This window comes from Rikenella sp. (assembly GCF_056799795.1).
This window is the reverse complement of record NZ_JBQIQO010000043.1, coordinates 1-19622: the sequence shown is the minus strand read 5'-3', so window position 1 is coordinate 19622 and position 19622 is coordinate 1. Positions and strand designations below refer to the sequence as shown.

Here is a 19622-nt window from a genome sequence, read left to right as displayed (position 1 = left end):
GAATACTATCTGGAATTCGTAGAGCACAAACGCAAAGAGGGGTTGAATCCGGAGACGATCCGGGTATATATGACCACGTACAACGTGATGAAAGAGTTCCGGGCGGAATTTCGCATTTGCGACGTGTCGCTCTCGCTGATTGAACAGTTCGACCGCCATATGAGCGAAGTGAACGGAAACTCGTCGGGAGGACGAAACCCCAAGCACAAAAATCTGCGAACCGTTATTCTGGATATTCAAAAGCACGGCATCCCCGTCGAGAACCCCTACCGGTTCTTCAAAATGCCTAATTCAGAAATCAAGGAGGTCTATCTCGACAAGAACGAACTGCATCAATTGATAAGCTATACCGATCGATTCCCCGCAGATTCCAAGGAGTATCGGATTCTGAAGATGTACCAATTTTCGTGCTTTTGCGGATTGCGGTTCTCGGATGTGATGGATTTGGAGTGGCGGCATGTAGATTTCCAGAACAACCTGATCCGCAAGGTGATGATCAAAACGAAAGCGGAAGTCACCACCCCGCTTTTCCCGATGGTATCGGCCTTGCTTTTGGAGAAGTGCGGAACGAAAGCGTTCAAGAACGGGATAAAGTGTTTACATCTTAGCAGAACCGACCATCAATCAGACCTTGAGGAAACATACGAAGTTGGCCGGCATAGACAAGCACGTCACTTATCACGGATTCCGTCACACGTTTGCCACCCTGCTCGTGATAGACGGCGTGGATATCTACACGATCTCAAAATGGTATTACCTCCACCTTCACTCCGTCTAATGATAAAAGAAGAACTATAAAACACTATCGCTTTCATCTCGCTTTATTAAATTGTCATAATGGTCTTTATATTCTTCCTCAGAAAACCCTTCAGCGTAATTTTTGGAATGCATTAAAACTCGTAAATTTTCCTGGAACCATATTTCTTGACGACTCATTTGTGAACCAAAATATTTCGGAGAATAAAAACGATCTATCTCTGTTTGTTTTAAATTCTTATAACCAAGAGCCAACGCCATTTCAGAAAGCAAATCAAGTCGAAATGAATTACTATTCTCAAAATGCGGCGATTTATCATTCAGACTATCAAGATATTCTCTCCAAGCGTGCCTAACTTTCTTGTCGTCTTGAAAAACTACATCAATAGTATTTAAAGCATCAACCCATTCTTTTGTTATTGGATTAGATTTTCGATCTGCCATTAACGTTAAAAAAAGGCGCAACTGAGCTTCTTTCTTAGCCTTTCTGTCTTGGTATTTTATCCCTAATATCCATACTATAATAGGAATTACAGCAACAGCCAAGATTTGTCCTATGCCAATTATTATTTGCATGCTTTCTATATTCATTTGCAATCAAAATTACATAGATACAAAAATACAAACATTCTCCGTAGCTTTGTATACCCTTTCAGGGGAGACATATGGAAGTGCCTTATATTCGTTGAAATCGCCAATTTTACCAAAGGTATATACAAGACACAGAGAACACTCGCATTGTGGGTTGTTTGTCTGCGCGTATTTTTAGGTTTCTGGCGAGACCTTGCGAAGGAGTGAACGACAACCCGCTTCTTTTTTTTGCTAAACAAATCTGCGTATCGGTTGTCTATGAAGAATAATCGCAAAACTCGCCATGAAAGAAGTTCTACTTGCATTTCTCACCTGCTTGCTAATCACAGCTTCGCTATCCTCTTGCGATAGAATCAGCGACGGAATCATAGACGTCTCGGAGGGGAAGGACAGAAATAAATAAAACATTGATTATCAAATACAACAATCTAATAATAGACACAATACAAATACCCAATAAAACACCTTATATCCAACCTCCCAATAATCGGATACCGCAAAATTATCCTCTCTCCGGCAAAAACGATCTACTACGTTGTAGATGCTGAAATTCTCAATCTAAACGAAACGGATGAAGATAGAGCGAAACATCTTGAGACTTGCAAAATACCTCCCAATCAAAGGTCTTTTGGGGCTATTCTAACTCTCCCAAGGGAAGATTGTAGGGGAAATGACCGCCAAGCCTAAATAACGGCATTATTAGGCCGTATCACCGCACTCGTGGTAATGTTGCATATAAAACTTTAATACATTAAATTTAGCCTTGAAAGACCGAAATATACAATGAATGCAGAACTTATACTAAGTGTAATACTGGCTGTATCCACCGTGTGTTATACCGTAATCAATCTGATGATGTGGTTTGGAGTCGAGCGGTTCGCAAACAAAAAATAACCCCCTTTATTGTTGCTTATCTTCAATCTACAGACAGTCACATAGTAGAGGTCTTGCATATTAAGAATATTGGCGAAGGATATGAAAAAAATATTCAATTTAAAGTAACAAAAGATTATAACATATTGGGTAATGAATCGTGGCCCTTATCTGAATGTGGCGCTATCAAACATGGTGTATCTTCGTTTCCGCCTCAATATGAAGTAACCTATTACATTGAAAGTTGGGAAAGAATTAAGAAAGAGAATATATCCGATTATATCGGATTAGAGATATCTTACAAAAGAATGGACGGTAAACGTATTAAGAATAAATATACCCTTCCGTTAAATGAAATTACCGACCAATACTACAGTAGTCCTCCTGAAACATTTATAGGACAAATCCCATTATTTACAGAAGTTAAATTCTACAGTTGAACAATTGGCTCAAAAAATGTAGTTCGGCTTCCGCGCCCCTATTTGCGCCCCCGTAAAAGGAAGAGAGCCTTTAATTCGTTGTAAAACAAACGATTAAAAGCTCTCCTTGAGGTCGGTAGCAGATTCGAACTGCTGTACGAGGTTTTGCAGACCTCTGCCTAACCGCTCGGCCAACCGACCCGATTGTAAATTGCAGGGCAAAGATAGCGTTTTTTCCCGAATCCGCAAACGCGAATCGACAAACACCCCCATTTCACCGCTCTGACGAACCGCCCTCCGCCGAAAAACCGGCGATGGCATCCGCCACCCGCTGCATCAGCCACTTCGGCGTCGACGTCGCCCCGCACACCCCCACCGACGCGATCCCCTCGAACCACTCCCGCCGGAGCTCCGTCGCCTCCTCCACCTTGTACGTCCGCGGATTCGCCCCCCGACACACCTCGTAGAGCGCCTTGCCGTTCGAACTCTTGCTGCCGCTCACGAAGATCACCGCATCGAACCGGGCGGCAAACTCGCGCAGGTGCGGATTCCGGTTCGAGACCTGCCGACAGATGGTGTCATGCACCTCCACCGTCTCAGGCCGCTCCGCCCGCCGGAGAATCTCGTCCCGAATGGCATTGAACTGCGCCAAGCTCTGCGTCGTCTGCGACAGCAGACAGATCGGCCGGCTGAAATCGATCCGTCCCAGATCGGCCTCCGACTCGATGACGATCGCCTCCTCGTTCGTCTGCCCCGTCAGCCCCACCACCTCGGCGTGCCCCGGCTTGCCGAACAGCACGACCTGCCCCTCCACCCGCCGCATCGCCTCCCACGCCCGCCGCACCCGCTCCTGCAACTTCGCCACCACCGGACAAGTGGCATCCACCAGTTCGATTCCGTAACGCCGCGCCTCGGCATACGTCGCCGGCGGCTCGCCGTGCGCCCGGATCAGCACGCACCGGCCGGCCAGCTCCGGCAACCGGTCGTGTCCGACCGTTTGCAGCCCCAACTGCTCCAGGCGATCCACCTCGACCCGATTGTGGACGATATCGCCCAGACACCACACCGCCCCCTCTCTGGCCCGCAGCCACTCCTCGGCCGTCGAGATCGCCTTGACGACCCCGAAGCAGAAGCCCGATTGTTCGTCGATTTCAATTCTCATCGCACCGGCGTATTTTCCCCCACCAGCAGCTCGTCGGCCGGGAAATCCGGCACCGCAAACTCCCGTCCCCCCCCCGGCGACCATTGCAGATAGGTGATCGGCAGCCCCTCCGCCAGAAAGCGCGTCTCGTAAGCCGTCTTGATCGCCAGCGCCGCATCGGCAATCCCCTGCGGCCCGTAAATATCGTTGCAGCAGACCGTCGGCGCCATTCCATTGGCCGCCAGCACCGCTTTCGTGTATTCGTGCAGGTGCCCCGAGTCCGTCTTCAGGTGGATCGTCCCTTCCGGTTTCAGGAAACGCGCATAGCGTTCCAGAAATCCCGGCGCCGTCAGCCGCTTGGCCACCCTCCGTTTGTTCATCTGCGGATCGGGAAAGGTGATCCAGATTTGATCCACCTCGCCCGGCGCGAAGAACGAGTCGATGAATTCGATCCGCGTACGCAGAAAAGCCACATTGGCCATCCGGTTTTCCGTAGCCGTCTTGGCCCCGCGCCACATCCGCGCCCCCTTGATATCGACCCCGATGTAGTTCGTCGCCGGATCGGCCTCAGCCAGCCCGACAGTATATTCGCCGCGTCCGCATCCGAGCTCCAGCACGATCGGGCGGTCGTTGCCGAAGAACTCGCTCCGCCACCTCCCCTTGAGCGGGTGGTCGCGACGGAATACCTCTTCGAATTGCGGTTGGATCAGGCAGCGAAAGGTGAGATTTTCGCTGAATTTTTTGAGTTTATTTTTTCCCATGCTCGCAAACAGGTTCACAAAAAAGAGCGGTCACCGTCTCCGCACCGGCCGCGCTCCGCTGACGACGACCCCGATGGATCGAATCCCCCGGATCCGCTCCGTCCCGGTCAGCTGACGCACCGACAGCGCATATTCTCCCCGCTGAGAGAACCGGACGCCGCTGCGATAACGACGCGTGATATCGTTGTGATTGGAATAGTGCCTTCCGGCCCTGCGATACGCCCCTTCGCCCGGCTCTCCGTCTGCCGCCGGCCTCCTCAGTGCGAATTCGACCGTGTCGGCCCAAAAACGTTTGTCGGACGTCACCGCCTTGATCACCAGCGGCAAAGCGGCATACGGATAGTCGTCGTCATACCGGATCGAGATATCGATCCACTGCCCCCCCCTCGCCCCCGCCGCCGAGTCGGGCTCGAAATAGAAGACGACCGCCTCCTCCCGTCCCCACCCCTCGCGCGGCAAGTCGTACATCTCCATATACTTCCCCCCGCTGCACCCCACCAGGAGAGAGGCCCACACGAGGCCGAAGAACACGCATCCGTATCCGATCCTCCGCCCCATGCCGTCAAGCCCCCTGCCCGCCGTTGTTCGTTCCTCCGCCCTGCGAGCGATTGCCCGGCCTCCGCCGCGGACTGCGGTTCCGATAGTTGTTTCCTCCCCGGCCGCCGTTATTACCGCCATTCCCCCCTCCGTTTCCAGCTCCGCCTTGCTCGCCATTCGCCTTGGCCAACAGTTCCGGCCTCGCCGTCGGTCGTGCCTCCGCCCGTCCGTCCGCTTCGGCCCGCGCTGCCATTTCCGGTCTTGCCGTAGGCCGCCCGCCGCCCGATTTCTCCGATTTTTCTGCCTTTTCCGTCCGGTCTCCCCGCTGATTATTGCCCCGGTCGCGGTTGTTCTCGCGGTTATCGCGATTGCCATTCCCCCGGTTCCGTCCCTGTCCGCCCCGCTTCCGACCTCCGCTCCGAGCGTGGTCGAACCGCGTGATGCTCTCCTCGCCCACCACATTCTTGATCTCCGGCTCTGCCGGCGCGCTATGCTGCGCCGCGAGCAACGCCGCATCCTCCAGTTTGTCCACCTTCTCGCCCCGACGGTTCATCGCCACAATCTGCCGCACCCGTTCCGTGGTCAGCGGAATCATCACCGCCGTGGAGTGCGGATCGGGGCTGAACCACATCAGTTTTTTGAAGATATCGCTCTTGACCAGATGATAGCTGCCGTCCATCGCCTCCAGCGGCCCGTTAAGCCGCGGAAACGCCCGCCGCGCATCGATATAGGAATCCAATTCGTAATTGAGACAGCATTTGAGCTTGCCGCACTGTCCCGCCAGCTTCTGCGGGTTGAGCGAGATCTCCTGATGCCTTGCCGCCCCGATCGTGACCGACGAGAAGCTGTTCATCCAGGTCGAGCAGCAGAGTTCGCGTCCGCACGGCGCAATTCCGCCGATCCGCCCCGCCTCCTGCCGTGCGCCGATCTGGCGCATCTCGACCCGAACGCGGAACTGGTCGGCCAGCACCTTGATCAGTTCGCGGAAATCGACCCGTTCGTCGGCAATGTAATAGAAGATGGCCTTCAACTTATCCCCCTGATACTCCACATCGCCGATCTTCATATTGAGGTGCAGGTCTGCCGCGATCTGCCGCGATCGGATCATCGTCTGATGCTCCAGCCCGATCGCCTCCTGCCACTTTTCGATGTCGTAAGGTTTCGCCTTCCGATAGATTTTCTTGCATTCGAGCCCCTGCGGATTGAAACCCGTGCGCTTCATCTGCCGGGTCACCAGTTCGCCCGTCAGGGTGACGATCCCGATATCGTGTCCCGGGCTGGCCTCGACGGCCACGATGTCGCCCACCTTGAGCGAGATGCCCGTATTGTTCCAGTAGTATCCTTTCCGGGTGTTTTTGAACTGCACCTCGTAGATGGCGTTCTCAGCCAGCGGATCAGGCAGATCGGCCATCCAGTCGAAGACTTCGAGTTTATGCGCCCCCGGACAGTTTTGCGCCGTCGGTTCGCCGTTGGCGTCGGTCGAAAAGCAGCATCCCCGAGTAATATTTTTCTGACAAGTCATCCTCTTCGCGTATTGAATGCCCCGGCGACAAAACGGTCGGAGCCTGAATGTACAAAGGTATGACTATTACAGCACTTCTGCAACCGTGAAGGTGCTGCCCCCGACGAAGACGAGGTCTTCCGGTCCGGCGAGCGCCCGGGCCCGGTCGAGCGCCCGAGGGACGGAAGCGACCGTTTCGCCCCGTAACCCCGCCGCACGACAGACTTCCGCCAGCCGTTCCGCCGCCAGCGCCCGCGACAGCGCAGCCTGTGTGAAGAGATAGTGCGCCTCCCGCGGCAACAGCGGCAGAATGTGATCCAACTCCTTGTCCGCCACGACGCCGAGCACGAAATAGAGTTTTTTATAGACCTGCTTTTCCAGCTGCCCCGCCACAAAGGCCAGCCCCGCCTCGTTATGCCCCGTATCGCAAACGATGGGACACGGATCCTCTCCCGTATCGATCCGCTGCCACCGCCCCGGCACCCGCGCCTCGGCGAGCCCCCGCCGCACTTCGTTCGTCGTGAGCGGCCTCGGCAGCCGTTCGGTCAGGATATCCAACGCCGCCAGCGCGGTGCAGAGGTTCCGCTGCTGATAGTCTCCCTCCATCCCGAGCTGTACGGTAAACCGGTAGCCGTCCCCCCGATTCTCGACCTCGAACATCCGCCCGTCGTGCCCGTCGCAGCGATACCGCTGGTCGGCAAAAAGAATGGGCGAGCCGGTCTCCCGGGCTTTTGCGATGAAGGTCGGCGCGGTCTCCGGCTGAAACTCGCCCACGACGACCGGCACGCCGGGTTTGATAATCCCCGCTTTCTCGCCGGCAATCTCGGGCAGCGTCTCGCCCAGGAACTGCCGGTGGTCGAAGCTGATATTGGTGATGACGCTCACGAGCGGAGTAATGACATTGGTGCAGTCAAGCCGCCCGCCCATCCCGACCTCGACGACGGCGATATCCACCGCTTGGCGGCGGAAAAAGTCGAAGGCCATGGCGGTGGTAATCTCGAAAAACGAGGGTTTCAGCCGTTCGACATGGGGTTTCAGCCGTTCGACGAACTCGACGACCTCCTGTTCGGAGATCATCCGCCCGTCCACCTGCATCCGTTCCCGGAAGTCCCTCAGGTGGGGCGAGGTGTAGAGTCCGACTTTATATCCCGCCTCCCGCAGCACGGCGGCGAGCATCTGCGAGACAGATCCTTTGCCGTTGGTTCCGGCCACGTGCACAGCGGGGTAAGCCAGGTAAGGTTTCCCGAGCAGTTCATTGAGGGCTTCCGTGGTTTCGAGTCCCTCTTTATAGGCGCGGCTGCCAACGCCCTGGAACATCGGAGCTGCGGCATACAGATAGGCTATGCTTTCGTCGTAATTCATGGAATTTCTAAGAGAACAGAAAATCTGGTTATGCGATTCATTCGAGCAGGGGGTCGCCGGAGGCAGACGGGGCCGGTCGTCTGGGGTAGAGACGGTCGGTTTTTGAGCATCGAGCGACCCGCCCCGGGCTACCGCAGTTCGGGCTCGGGCGTGCTGGGCGGCAATGGGCTCGAGGGGTCTCTCTGGTCGATTTCGGCGAGTGGGGCTAACGGCATATTTCTGGCTTTCTACATGCAGAATCTCAATTCCAGAGGCACGTACTATCGTGCCCACGGTCTTCTGTTGCGTTGCCTCTCGGAATAAACGCGCCCACAGGGCGTTTTACTACCAGCCTCTACCCCAATATTAGACAGCCTCTATCCTACTTTTGAGTTGAATCCTGCGGTTCGCAGAACCGCCCGGGCCGGAGCCTCCCCCGGCGTAGGCCTGCAACGTCGCAGAGCTCGTTTCCGGCCACGCTGGCTCCGACCCTTAATATTCACTCTCAACTAAAGTGGGTCGGGCGCCCGGGAGGAACGGCAACTCTCGACGCGTAAGCGGCGGGTTGCGGGCCTCCCGTGGGGAGGCGTCCGGCCCGAGCGACCCAAAGGGTCGCAAAAGCAACAACCTATTCCCGCCCAAAGCTGTCGGGTTCGGCCTGTCGCCCATCCCCCGAAGCCGCTACGCGGCTTGGGCGACAAGACTAGCGCCTCTGCGAGTCGCGGAAGCACCGCACCCATTCACCGCCCCATTCTCGGAAGTTCGTCCTCGGCGCGCCCCCCACGCGCCGCTAAAGCGTCGCTCTCGCCGAGAACGGCGATTCCTCACGGAATCGCGCTATTCGCTCTTGACCTACAGCAGTTCGCCGCCAGCGGAGAGCAGCAACGAGCTCCGTCGAGTTGCAGTCCGCCGCGTGGGGTGGCGGCGAACTGCGCGGCTCAAAGAGCCGCAAGAGCTCGGCCCAAAGCCCGGCCAACAGCTCAGCCCAATCCACTGCCCAAATCTCAGCCCCATGCTCGGCCCAGCGCGGCACGAAAACCGATTACGGTTTTCGTGCCCGAAAAGCAGGCACGGCCCAAAGCACTACCCCGTGTCCGCCTCACTGCGGCTCCGCTGTCGCTCCGCCGCGTTTGCCGTCGCCCGCGGCAATTCTTGCCGGATTGGCCGAGTGCCAACCGGCAGAATATGCCCGTTCAAGCAGGCGGGCGACGGAGTTTTTGCGCACCACTCTTTTTTCGCGCGCCTTGGGAAATCCTGTCAAAACGCGCCAGCGCATTTTGACGATTTCCCTCTTTAGGCGTGGCGCGCGTCTGTCCTACGGGAGGGTACTGCCCTTACGCCGGGCGGGCGGTGCCTTCTGGCACTCGGAATGGGCAGCCTCTACCCCAATTCTCTGTCCGCGCGCTGGCGGAAATCTTATTCAAACGCGAATCACGCGTTTGAATGATTTCCTACTTCAGCGATCGCGCGCGGTCGAGCTTTGCCTCGCCTGAAACTGCCCTTCGCGGGTGGCGGCCGGCTAATAAGGCAAAGACAACCCTAACAAAACGACCGATGGGCGCACCGGCGGGACGGAGCGATACTACGTATCGCTTAATCTGTTCGGCCCAATCGCCGTCCGCCGCCCCGGCTGAAACTACCCTCGACCTCACACCCCTCCCCACCACAACGAGCCTTACTCCAACTCGGCCAAACGCAAGTCGATCCACCGCATCTGTTCCTCTACCGTCATCCCGCTATTATCCAGCACCACCGCATCCGCCGCCCGACGCAACGGACTCACCGCCCGCGTCTCATCCTGATGATCCCGTTCGCGGATATTCCGTTCGATTTCAGCCAACGACACCTCTTCCCCCTTTGCAATCAACTCCTTATAACGCCGCTCCGCCCGTACGCGCGGATCCGCCGTCATGAAAATCTTCAACTCCGCCTCCGGAAAGACCATCGTCCCGATATCCCGCCCATCCATCACCACCCCTTTGCGCCGCCCCATCTCCTGCTGCATCGCCACCAGCTTGGCCCGCACCGCCGGAATGCTGCTCACCCCACTCACCCGATTGCTCACATCGATACGACGGATTTCCGTTTCGACATTCTCGTCGTTCAAATAGACATCGCTGCGCCCCGTCTTCAGATCGAACCGGAAATCGATCCGCACCTCCGGCAGCCTCTCCGCCAGCGCCTCCGGATCGTCCGTCAAACCGTTCCGCATGGCGAACAGCGTCACAGCCCGATACATCGCCCCCGTGTCGATAAAGATATAGCCCAATTTCGCCGCCACCGCTTTGGCAAAAGTACTTTTCCCGCAGGACGAATAACCGTCTATGGCAATAATAATCTTTTTTTTCATTGTCGGAATTTAAGCTAAGATCCGCTCCACCGGCCCCAAATCCACCACCAGACTCAATACCAGCAAGACCCCGAAAAGGATAATCACCGCTCCCGTAATTTTGTTGATCCACCAAAGGTGCCTGAGCCTGAACCTCCTCCGCAGTTTGTTCACCGCATAGGTCAGCAGAAACCACCAGCACGCCGCCCCCACCAGCACGCCGAAAATCAGCGAGAGATTTCCGCCCGTCTGCCCCCCCTCGCTGCTAATCCCCAGCGCGGCGAACAGAGTAATGAAGACCAGAATATAAGCCGGATTGGTCAACGTCAGAAAAAAGATCGAGAGGTAGTCGCTCAGCAAGCTGCTCCGGGTCTGCCTGCGCTGGCTGGCCCTCCTGACCCGTTTGTAAAAGATCGAAAAGCCGACCACGATAATCAGAATCCCCCCGATCGCCGTAAACCAATGCTTGTGGGCGTTCATAAAATCGGTCATGAACGATAGGGAAAAGACGGCGAGCGTGGCGAACAACGTGTCAGCCGTCGCCGCCCCGAGTCCGGAGAAGAAGCCGCTGCGGTGTGTACCGTTCAAAGTCCGTTGGATACAGATAACGCCGATCGGCCCCAATGGCACCGAGGCCAGGAAACCGACTAACAACCCTTGTAACGGCAACAATAACGAATTCATATTTACTTACTCTGGTGATCGGGGCTTTCCCTGCCCCTATCTCCTCCTGCCAATTTCTGCCGCTTTAACTTCCGAACGCCGCCAGGCGGAGTTCCGTCTTTTCCGCTCGGTCGAGCAACTGCTCCTCTCCGTTTATTCCGAGAGGCAACGCAACTGACGACCCGTGGCACGGTCGTTCGCATCGCTGGGATCGAGGCCCTGCGAATTGAACCACAAGAATCGCCCGTAGATACCGCTAACCGTGCGGTTGGTTGTAGACGACCAGCTGTAACCGTAATGGCCGATGCCGCCCAGCACGCCCGAGGTGTAGTAGCGGTAGCCCGGGGCGGGGACGGAACTCTGCGAGCCGCAGAAGATCAACCCAAAGCACAGCCCAACCCACCACTCAAAGTTCATCCATTCTTTCAAGTTCGTCCTCGGCGCGCCCCCCTCGCGCCGCTAATGCGTCGCTCTTGCCGAGGACGGCGATTCCGAACGGAATCGCGCTAATCGCTCTTGACCTCCAGCTGTTTGCCGCCAGCGGTAGCGCAACGAGACGCAACCAAGCCTAAGAAAGTCCAATTGCCTTAGCGGGTTGAAACCTGCGGGGCCTAAAACGAGCATCGCGAGTTGCGGGCCTCCGCGGTCAGAGGCTTCGGCCCGCGCGGCTCTGCGAGCCGCAGAAGCTCGGCCCAAAGCGCCGCCCCGTGTCGACCTCACTGCGGCTCCGCTGTCGCTCCGCCGCTTTTTCCCGTCGCCCGCTGGGATTTCACCTCGATTTTGCTAACGCAAAACGAGTGAAATCCCTTTTTAGGCGGGCGGGCGACGGAGTTTTACGCACCACTCTTTGTTCGCGCGCCTGGGCGATGCAACTCTTAAGGCGGGGCGCGATTGAGCTTTGTCCCGCCTGGTACTGTTCTTTCTGTGAACAGAAAGAACCAAAGAAACTTTAGACGGATGCTGACGCATCCTCATGCTGCCGACGGCACAAATCTCTGTCCGCGCACTGACTCACCGCCGTTTGATCTCCACCGCAGAGCCGTCCGCCAGGTTGAGATTCCCCGAAACGATCACCGCATCCCCCACATTCAGCTCCGCTCCCCGATCCGTATTCGGCACCACCGCATGCGAATCGCTGTTCGACATCTCGATCAGCACATACGTCCACATCGCCCGCCCCGTCTCCCGATCGTAACGGAAAAGCACCTCCCGGTCGTCCCGCACCAACACCGCACTCTTCGGCACCACCAGTTTGTCCCCCACCGAGCTCTCGACAAAGACCTTCACATTCATCCCGTCGATCAGCGTCCCCGGATTCGGGATATTCGCCGTCACCGTAATCTGCCCCTTTTCATCCACCGTCGGATTGACCTGCACCACCCGCCCCGCATAACGTTTCGTCGGTTCGACGAACGTCGCCACCCGCACCTCCTGCCCCGGCCGGACACTCGAGAGCTCGCTTTCGAGGATATTGAACTCCACGTCGAACGAACCGTCGTTGATGACCGAACAGAAAAAGTCCCCCTTCGGATTCTCGTGCAATTTCGTTTTCAGGTTCGCAATCCGCCCCCCGAACGGCGCCGTGAGCACACAATTATCCGCCGCCAACCGCGCACTCCGCAATCCCGTCACCGCCGCATCGTATCCCGACCTCAACCGGGCGATCCGCATCGTCTCGTCCGGCACCCTCGCCGTATCCGCCACATCGTACCCGAACCCCAGCAACGCATCCTGCAAGTCGAGATCCGCCTTGTGCATCGCCTGCCGGGCCTGTTCCAACCGGATCTGCGCCTCGCGGTCATCGATCCGCGCAATCTGCGCCCCCGCCCTCACCGCCGTCCCGTTTCCGCCCGCCAGCCACGTCACCGTCCCCGACGCCGCAAACCTCAGGTCGCTCTTCTGCTGCGCCCTCAGCTTTCCGTTGCTGATGAGCTGCGACCGGAACGTCCCGCGCCGCAACACGATCGTATCCACCGGATTGGCGATCTGCATCTGCGCCTTCTTCAGGACAGCCGAATCCCCCGCCTCCTCCGAAGTCGCCCCGCCCGCGCAGGAGACCAGCCAAACCCCGCCCCACCCGAATAACAAACGGAAGATATGCCGAAATAAGTTCGTTCCCATGACCGACTATTGTTTTTCCAGCGAAACGACATCGAAACACGCCGCGATATTGCGCCCGTGCATGAAATCGAACAGCGTATAGCGCTGTATCGCATAGTAGTAGTTCCAGTAGTTCTGCAACTCCGCGAGATAACTCGTGTGCGCCGTATTGCGTTCGCTCTGGGCCGTATTGAAGTCCAGCACACTGATCTTCCCCGCCGCGAACTGACGCAGCGAGAGCGCATACCGCTCCGCCGCCACCGAATCCGCCCGAGCCGAAATCGCACACTGCGCATTCTGGTTATTGAACTGCATCACCTTCAGGTAGATATCCTGCTTCCGATCGATCCGTTCCTTGTCGATCTCCGCCTCCGTCACCTCCTGCCTGAAGAGCGCCATCCGCACCTTTCCGCGCGCCACCCCGCCGTCGAAGATCGGCACCGTGATCCCCATCCTCACCGTCTCCTGATCCAGCGGATTGCGATACGCCCCCCCGATCGTCTCCGCCACCTGATTGAGCCCGAACCGCGCATAGACCGTCGCCTGCGGTCTGCGATTCGCCTTCGCCTGCGCCACGCTCATCTCCGCTTCGAGCTGACTGATCCGGTTCCGGTACTCGAACGACGTATTGGTAAAGGCCAGCCGATACGCCTCCTCGATCGGAATCTCCACCCCCGGGACACTTCCCGGAATATCGAGCGCCACCGAGTCCCCCTCGTCGAGCCGCAAATAGGACTTGAACCGCGCCGCCGCCAAATCCAGCTGCAATTTATTGGTATTGATCGACATCCCCTCGTTCAGCAGCCTCAATTCGAGCTGCATGAGGTCGTTTTTCGAGATGGAGCCGATCCGGAACCGCTCCTGCGATATTTTGTAGAGCGTATCCGTATTGTCCCGATTTTTCCGGGCGATATCGAGGTTCTGCTGCGCCACGAGGAGGTCGAAAAACAGCGTCACCGCTTGGGCCGTAATCGCCTCCATCGACTCCAGATATTCATACTTCGCCTTTTCGTACCTGACCGGTTCGATCCGCTTGTCCCACCTGAGCTGATTGAAGCCGCCGATCGGCTGGTTGAGAATCAGGCTCACCGGCGCCGAATTCCAGGTCACCTCCCGCTCCGGCGCGAACTGGTCGAGCCGGTCAAGCCCCGTGTAGAGCTGGATATTCCCGCCCGTGGCCGCGATATTCTGTTGGAGATAGAGCCCCAGCGAGTTGCGCATCGCATAATTATCCACGTAATTATACCCCCCCGTCACCGCATTCTGGAGCGAAGTGTACGACTTGTCGAAATTGGGAATCGTCCCGCTCAAAGAGAGCGAAGGCAGCATCTGCGCCCGGTAGGAGCGATACTGCCAGTACTGGCTCAGGTAGGTATGCTTGGCCATCATGGCATCGATCGAGCAAGCCTGCGCCCGCTCGATCGCCTCCCCGAGCGACAGACGCACCGCCTCCGTCTCCCGCCCCAGCGCCGGCCCGACGGCCGCCCCGAGCGACAAAAGACAACTCCAGAGACAGATGCTTATCCGATTTCCCATTCCGATCGTATGTAGGACAAATATCGTTATTTTCCGCCGGTCGGACAAATCGAATCGCCGAATAAATCGGTTTCCCTGCCCCAAGATTTCGCCCGCCCCGGATGTCCGATTCGAAAAACCGCCTATTTTTGCCATCGACCTAAACCCAAACCACCTTTTTATGAACACCCTCCGCATCCTCGCAGCCGGACTGCTGCTTCTGTGCAGCCCGTCGCTCTCCGCCCGCCATACCCTCCGCCTCGCCGAGCTGAATCCCGAGTCCGTACTCCAGAGCTACGGCACCGCACAGCTCGGCCGCTCCGTCACCGGCCGTCCGGCCACCGTCGGCGGCGAAGCTTTCACCGACGTCATCGGCACCCACGCCCCGTCGGTACTGCGGCTCGACCTCCACCGAACCGCCCGTTCGTTCCGAGCCCGGGTCGGCATCGCCGACAACGACATCGACTACGCCGCCCCCTCCGGCCTGAGCCCCATCGCCCTGACGGACGGCTCCAGACTGTGGTATGCGACGGACGGAGACACCCGGCAATTCGTCGGCCTCGCCCGACCCGACGGGACAGTGGGCCCCGGCTCCGTGCGGTTCGTCGTGCGGGGCGACGGCTGCGACCTTTATGACAGCGGCATCCTGCACGCAGGCGATGCACCGAAAAGCATCGAACTCGACCTGACCGGCATCTCCCGGCTGGAGCTAGCCGCCGAACCGACCGACGACGGCCCCAGCGGCGACCACGCCCTGTGGATCGCGCCGCAGATCGACTACGACGGCGACCTGTGCCCCGAAGCCATCGCCGCAGACTCGACAGACGACCTCCCGAACACGCTGACCGCCTCACAGGAGCAGCTGCTGCGCCAGCTCGACCGGCTGCCCGTCCTCGCCCCGGAAGCGCTCTACACCCCCGCCTCCTACGACTGGCTGCTCGACCCGTCGGCCTCTCGCGCCCGGCTTTACGCCACCCCCGACCGGAAAGGGCTCATCCTCGCCAACGACCTCGTCGCCCGTGTCTTTCGGATCGTGCCGAACCTGGCGACCACCGACATCGTCAACCGGATGACCGGCGAGAGCCTGATCCGCGCCGTGAGCGGCGAAGGCACCCTCACCCTCGACGGTCGCGAATATCCCCTCGGCGGTCTGGACGGCCAGCCCGAACGCGGCTACTTAGACCCGAAATGGTTAGACCGGCTGACCTCCGTTCCGGGCTCCTTCACCCTCGAAGCCTTCGAATTCACCCCGGACGCAGAGACGCTGCCCTGGAACCGGAACCGCTGGGCATTGAACACCGACGACCCGACCGGCGCCACCCTGACCTTCACCCTGCGCGGCCCGGACGAACTGGAGGCCACGACCGTCCACATCGCCTATACCCTGTACGACCGGGTGCCCGTGCTGCGCAAACGGTTCACCCTGCACAACGGCGCCTCCTCCCCCGTGACCGTCGACCGTTTCCGGCTGGAACAACTGGCCTTCGCCGAACCCGAATCGCCCGGCGGAGGCGATCCGACGAAATTCCGGCTGCCCAACATCCACATCGAGAGCGACTACGCCTGCGGCGGCGAGTTTTTCGAGCCCCAGACCGACATCACGGAGCGGTGGGTCGAAGACCCTCGCTACACCTCGCAGCGGAACTATAACCTCCAGACCCCCTGCATACTGGAGGTCGCCCCGCCGTTGGGGCCCGCCCAGACCATCCTGCCCGGCGAGACCTTCCGGTCGTTCGCCGTCTACGAGATGCCGTTCGACAGCGACGACCGCGAACGCAAAGGACTCTTCAAACGCCGCATGTACCGCACCCTGACCCCGTGGGTGACCCAGAATCCGATCTTCATGCACCTCACCTCGTCCGACCCGACCGTTATCCGGCAGGCCGTCGACCAGTGCGACTCGACCGGCTACGAGATGATCATCATCAGCTTCGGCTCGGGGCTGAACGCCGAAGACACCTCGGCACAAAATATCGAAAAGTGGAAAACGCTGGTCGACTATGCCGCCGAACGGGGCATCGAGATGGGCTGCTACTCCCTGCTGGCCAGCCGCTGGATCAGCGACAGCGTAGACGTCATCAACCCGGCGACCGGCCGGCGGGGCGGCGCGAAATTCGGCAGCTCGCCCTGCCTCTCCAGCCAGTGGGGGCATGACTATTTCGCGAAAATCCGCACCTTTTTCGAAAAGACCGGGATGCGCTGTTTCGAACACGACGGCTCCTACCCGGGCGACGTCTGCGCCTCGACCGCCCACGCCTATCACAACGGGCTCGACGACTCGCAGTGGAACCAGTTCCGCACCGTGACCGACCTCTACCACTGGATGTGCCGACAGGGCATCTACATCAACGTGCCCGACTTCTACTTCCTGAACGGCTCGACCAAGACCGGCATCGGCTATCGCGAGACCAACTGGTCGCTGCCGCGCGACCGGCAAATCATCCACGCCCGGCAGCTGAACTACGACTGCACGTGGGATCGTCCGGCCTCGGCCTGCTGGAGCTTCGTGCCCCTCGTCGAATACCAGGGCGGAGGCGCCGCCGCCACGCTGGAGCCGCTCAGCGACCACCTGTACGAGTACAAGACCCACATGATGCAGAACTACGGCGCCGGCGTTCAGGCCTGCTACCGCGGGCCGCGGCTCTACGACACCCCCGCGACCAAAGAGGCCGTCACCGAGGTGATCGACTGGTACAAACGCTACCGCCGGATCCTCAACAGCGACATCATCCACCTGCGGCGTCCCGACGCCCGGGAGTGGGACGGCCTGCTGCACGTCGACCCGAGCGGCCCCGTCAAAGGTCTGGCCATGTTCTTCAACCCGACCGACCGGGCGATCACCCGCACCATCCGGCTGCCGCTCTACTACACCGGCCTGACCTCGCGGGCCCGCATCCGCGAAGCGGAAGGCCCGGCGAAAAGCTACCGCCTCGACCGGGAGTACCGGGCGACCCTGCACGTTACTATTCCCGCCCGGGGCTACACATGGTATACCATCGAATAGCGTCCGACCGCCCCTCTCACTCCTCGCCCTCGGCGTGCCTCGTCTCGTCGTTTTTGGTCATCTCGCCGAGGGTCAGCGGCTGGGGCGCCTCGAACGGCTCCCGCCGGTAGGGACAATCCGCCACCTCGCAATGCGCACAGTGGCGCTCCTCGCACGAATCCGAATGCGTCGAGACCAGCACCCGCCCGTCGAACACCGCATAGAGCGCGTCCTTCAGCTCCTCGCACGCATCGTGCCCCTGCGCGACATTGAAATACCACGGCAGCGTCAGGTCGCAATCGACATAGAGGAAACTGCCGTACCGAATAGCCTTGAGGTTGTGCACATCGATCCACTCCGGCCTCCTTCGCGCCGCCACCCCGCGGACGATCTGCTCCAGCACCTCCCGATCCGCCTTGTCCATCAGCCCCCCGATCGTCTTGTGCAGAATCCGGCCGCCGGCCACGCCGATCAGCACGCCGAAGAGCACCGCCAACGCGCCGTCGATCCACGGAATGCGGGTGAAATAGAGCAACAACAGCCCCGCCACCAGCCCGACCGTCGACCAGGTATCCGTCTGCAAATGCTTTCCGCCCGCCACCAGCGCGATCGAGTCGTACCGCCGCCCCATCCGGATGCTCCACCACCCGGCGATATAGTTCACCGCCCCGGCCGCCGCCACCACCGCGATCCCGATATCCAGCCTCCCCGGCATCCGGGGTTCGAAGAGCCGCTTCACCCCTTCGACGCCGATCCAGGCCCCGGCCAACAGAATCATCAGCCCTTCGATCGACGCCGAAATCAGCTCCACCTTCCCGTGTCCGAAAGGATGCCCCGCATCCTTCGGTTTGGCCGCCAGATGCAGGCTGTACAGCGTGATGAACCCGGCCGTCACATTCACGATACTCTCCAGCGCATCCGTCAGAATCCCCACCGAATCCGTCATGAAAAAGGCGACGAACTTGCCGACCATCAGCACCACCGACACGGCCACCATTCCGGCCTGTACCCGTTGTTTTACACGATCCACTGTCTTCATAACGGACAAATATACGAAAAAAGGCCCGCCGCCTCCCCGCCTCGCCGGTAGCGAGACGAACGGAAGCGGCAGACCTGCCGTTTTTTATGAAGAAAAGATAGAGCGGACTAATCCCTACAGCTCGTTCTTGACGCTGTCCACGATCTGGCCGTCCAACAGGTTGATGATCCGGTGGGCATAAGTCGAGTCGCGCTGCGAGTGGGTCACCATGATGATCGTCGTCCCCTCGCGGTTCAGTTCCGAGAGGAGCGTCATCACCTCCTGCCCGTTCTTGGTATCGAGGTTACCGGTCGGTTCGTCGGCCAGAATCAGCTTCGGCTGCGCCACCACCGCCCGGGCGATCGCCACACGCTGCTGCTGCCCCCCCGAGAGCTGCTGCGGGAAGTGCCCCGCCCGGTGGCTGATGTTCATCCGGTTCAGGATGTCGTTCACCATCTCCTTCCGTTTCTTGGCCGGGATCCGCAGGTAGATCAGCGGCAGTTCGACATTTTCGAACACATTGAGTTCGTCAATCAGGTTGAAGCTCTGGAACACGAACCCGATGTTTCCCTTGCGGTACAGCGTCCGTTCCTTCTCCTTGAGCGACCCGACCTCCTTGTCCAGCAGATAGTAGGTTCCGTCCGAAGGATTGTCAAGCAGGCCGAGGATATTCAGCAGCGTCGATTTACCGCACCCCGACGGCCCCATGATCGCCACGAACTCGCCCGGCGCGACCTCCATCGAAACATGGTTCAGCGCAATGGTTTCGACCTCTTCCGTGCGGAAATATTTGCTCAGGTCTGTGATGCGGAGCATCGGATCGGTGATTTGAATGGTATTTTCCATGATTGTTTAATGTTTTGTCGTTTGGTTTGATTGGTTAGCGACATCCTGTTTTATGCCGAAATCATGCCAAAGTTAATAATTTTCTGGTTCACAGCATTTTGCAAATTCAGCCTCCAGGCTTTTTTGTCTAAAAATTAGACAGTCGGTGTCTATTTTTTAGACACCGCACCGCCTGTCGCAAATCCCTACTCCGTCTTGAACGCCTCCACCGGATTCGCCGTCGCCGCCCGCCAGCTCTGGATCGTCAC

The 19622-nt window shown here is 58.6% G+C and carries 17 protein-coding genes and 1 tRNA gene; 4 read left to right on the top strand and 14 right to left on the bottom strand.

Features of this window, described 5'->3' with window-relative positions; translation table 11 throughout:
• The coding region (locus tag ACTO3O_RS08990; protein ID WP_482596708.1) for a tyrosine-type recombinase/integrase at positions 1-798 on the top strand (798 nt) is incomplete at its 5' end.
• On the opposite strand, the gene ACTO3O_RS08985 is transcribed toward ACTO3O_RS08990, so the two are convergent.
• Positions 793-1347, bottom strand: coding sequence for a DUF6680 family protein (locus tag ACTO3O_RS08985; protein WP_297832014.1), 555 nt, complete (start codon positions 1345-1347; stop codon positions 793-795). The two genes, ACTO3O_RS08990 and ACTO3O_RS08985, sit on opposite strands and share 6 nt — an antisense overlap.
• An 830-nt stretch (positions 1348-2177) precedes the next feature.
• Here ACTO3O_RS08985 and ACTO3O_RS08980 point away from each other — a divergent pair.
• Entirely contained in the window at positions 2178-2660 is a 483-nt protein-coding gene (locus tag ACTO3O_RS08980) for a DUF8453 domain-containing protein (RefSeq protein WP_297832007.1), read from the top strand.
• Between the two features lie 109 nt (positions 2661-2769).
• On the opposite strand, the gene ACTO3O_RS08975 is transcribed toward ACTO3O_RS08980, so the two are convergent.
• The 6 genes from ACTO3O_RS08975 to ACTO3O_RS08950 all read right to left on the bottom strand — a co-directional run bounded on the left by ACTO3O_RS08975 (position 2770) and on the right by ACTO3O_RS08950 (position 7941).
• Positions 2770-2840, bottom strand: a tRNA-Cys gene (locus ACTO3O_RS08975).
• A gap of 73 nt (positions 2841-2913) precedes the next feature.
• Positions 2914-3801, bottom strand: a complete 888-nt coding sequence (locus ACTO3O_RS08970) for a 4-hydroxy-3-methylbut-2-enyl diphosphate reductase (protein ID WP_297832004.1) — start codon at positions 3799-3801, stop codon at positions 2914-2916.
• Positions 3798-4541 (bottom strand): tRNA (guanosine(46)-N7)-methyltransferase TrmB, encoded by a 744-nt coding sequence (gene trmB / locus ACTO3O_RS08965; RefSeq protein WP_297832001.1) that lies wholly within the window; start codon positions 4539-4541, stop codon positions 3798-3800. The genes ACTO3O_RS08970 and trmB overlap by 4 nt, the downstream gene beginning before the upstream one ends.
• A gap of 30 nt (positions 4542-4571) precedes the next feature.
• A complete protein-coding gene (locus ACTO3O_RS08960) occupies positions 4572-5099 on the bottom strand; it encodes a gliding motility lipoprotein GldH family protein (protein ID WP_482596706.1) in 528 nt (175 codons plus the stop codon).
• A 4-nt stretch (positions 5100-5103) separates the two neighbouring features.
• A complete protein-coding gene (locus ACTO3O_RS08955) occupies positions 5104-6600 on the bottom strand; it encodes a PSP1 domain-containing protein (protein ID WP_297831995.1) in 1497 nt (498 codons plus the stop codon).
• Positions 6601-6666: 66 nt separating this feature from the next.
• Positions 6667-7941: a bifunctional folylpolyglutamate synthase/dihydrofolate synthase gene (locus ACTO3O_RS08950; RefSeq protein ID WP_297831989.1), complete on the bottom strand. Its 1275-nt coding sequence runs from the start codon at positions 7939-7941 to the stop codon at positions 6667-6669.
• Between the two features lie 30 nt (positions 7942-7971).
• Here ACTO3O_RS08950 and ACTO3O_RS08945 point away from each other — a divergent pair, with 30 nt between their 5' ends.
• Positions 7972-8244 carry a hypothetical protein gene (locus tag ACTO3O_RS08945; RefSeq protein WP_297831986.1) on the top strand — a complete coding sequence of 91 codons (273 nt, stop codon included), beginning with the start codon at positions 7972-7974 and terminating at the stop codon, positions 8242-8244.
• Between the two features lie 1351 nt (positions 8245-9595).
• Here the strand turns inward: ACTO3O_RS08945 and cmk are convergent.
• The 5 genes from cmk to ACTO3O_RS08920 all read right to left on the bottom strand — a co-directional run bounded on the left by cmk (position 9596) and on the right by ACTO3O_RS08920 (position 14548).
• Positions 9596-10279, bottom strand: coding sequence for a (d)CMP kinase (cmk, locus tag ACTO3O_RS08940; RefSeq protein WP_482596710.1), 684 nt, complete (start codon positions 10277-10279; stop codon positions 9596-9598).
• Positions 10280-10933 carry a LysE family translocator gene (locus ACTO3O_RS08935; RefSeq protein ID WP_294594811.1) on the bottom strand — a complete coding sequence of 218 codons (654 nt, stop codon included), beginning with the start codon at positions 10931-10933 and terminating at the stop codon, positions 10280-10282.
• A 132-nt stretch (positions 10934-11065) separates the two neighbouring features.
• Entirely contained in the window at positions 11066-11329 is a 264-nt protein-coding gene (locus ACTO3O_RS08930; protein WP_294594812.1) for a hypothetical protein, read from the bottom strand.
• A gap of 594 nt (positions 11330-11923) precedes the next feature.
• The gene (locus ACTO3O_RS08925) at positions 11924-13033 is read right to left on the bottom strand and encodes an efflux RND transporter periplasmic adaptor subunit (RefSeq protein ID WP_297831672.1); all 1110 of its coding nucleotides are present in this window, start codon (positions 13031-13033) and stop codon (positions 11924-11926) included.
• Positions 13034-13039: 6 nt separating this feature from the next.
• Positions 13040-14548 carry a TolC family protein gene (locus ACTO3O_RS08920; protein ID WP_297831677.1) on the bottom strand — a complete coding sequence of 503 codons (1509 nt, stop codon included), beginning with the start codon at positions 14546-14548 and terminating at the stop codon, positions 13040-13042.
• 160 nt (positions 14549-14708) lie between these two features.
• Between ACTO3O_RS08920 and ACTO3O_RS08915 the strand changes: the two genes are divergently transcribed.
• Complete coding sequence (locus ACTO3O_RS08915; protein WP_297831680.1) at positions 14709-17531, top strand: NPCBM/NEW2 domain-containing protein; 2823 nt, start codon at positions 14709-14711, stop codon at positions 17529-17531.
• Between the two features lie 16 nt (positions 17532-17547).
• Here ACTO3O_RS08915 and ACTO3O_RS08910 read toward each other — a convergent pair whose 3' ends face one another.
• Both ACTO3O_RS08910 and ACTO3O_RS08905 read right to left on the bottom strand, forming a co-directional pair.
• Complete coding sequence (locus ACTO3O_RS08910) at positions 17548-18549, bottom strand: cation diffusion facilitator family transporter (RefSeq protein ID WP_297831684.1); 1002 nt, start codon at positions 18547-18549, stop codon at positions 17548-17550.
• A gap of 114 nt (positions 18550-18663) precedes the next feature.
• Entirely contained in the window at positions 18664-19344 is a 681-nt protein-coding gene (locus ACTO3O_RS08905) for an ABC transporter ATP-binding protein (protein WP_294592771.1), read from the bottom strand.
• Between the last annotated feature and the right edge of the window lie 278 nt (positions 19345-19622).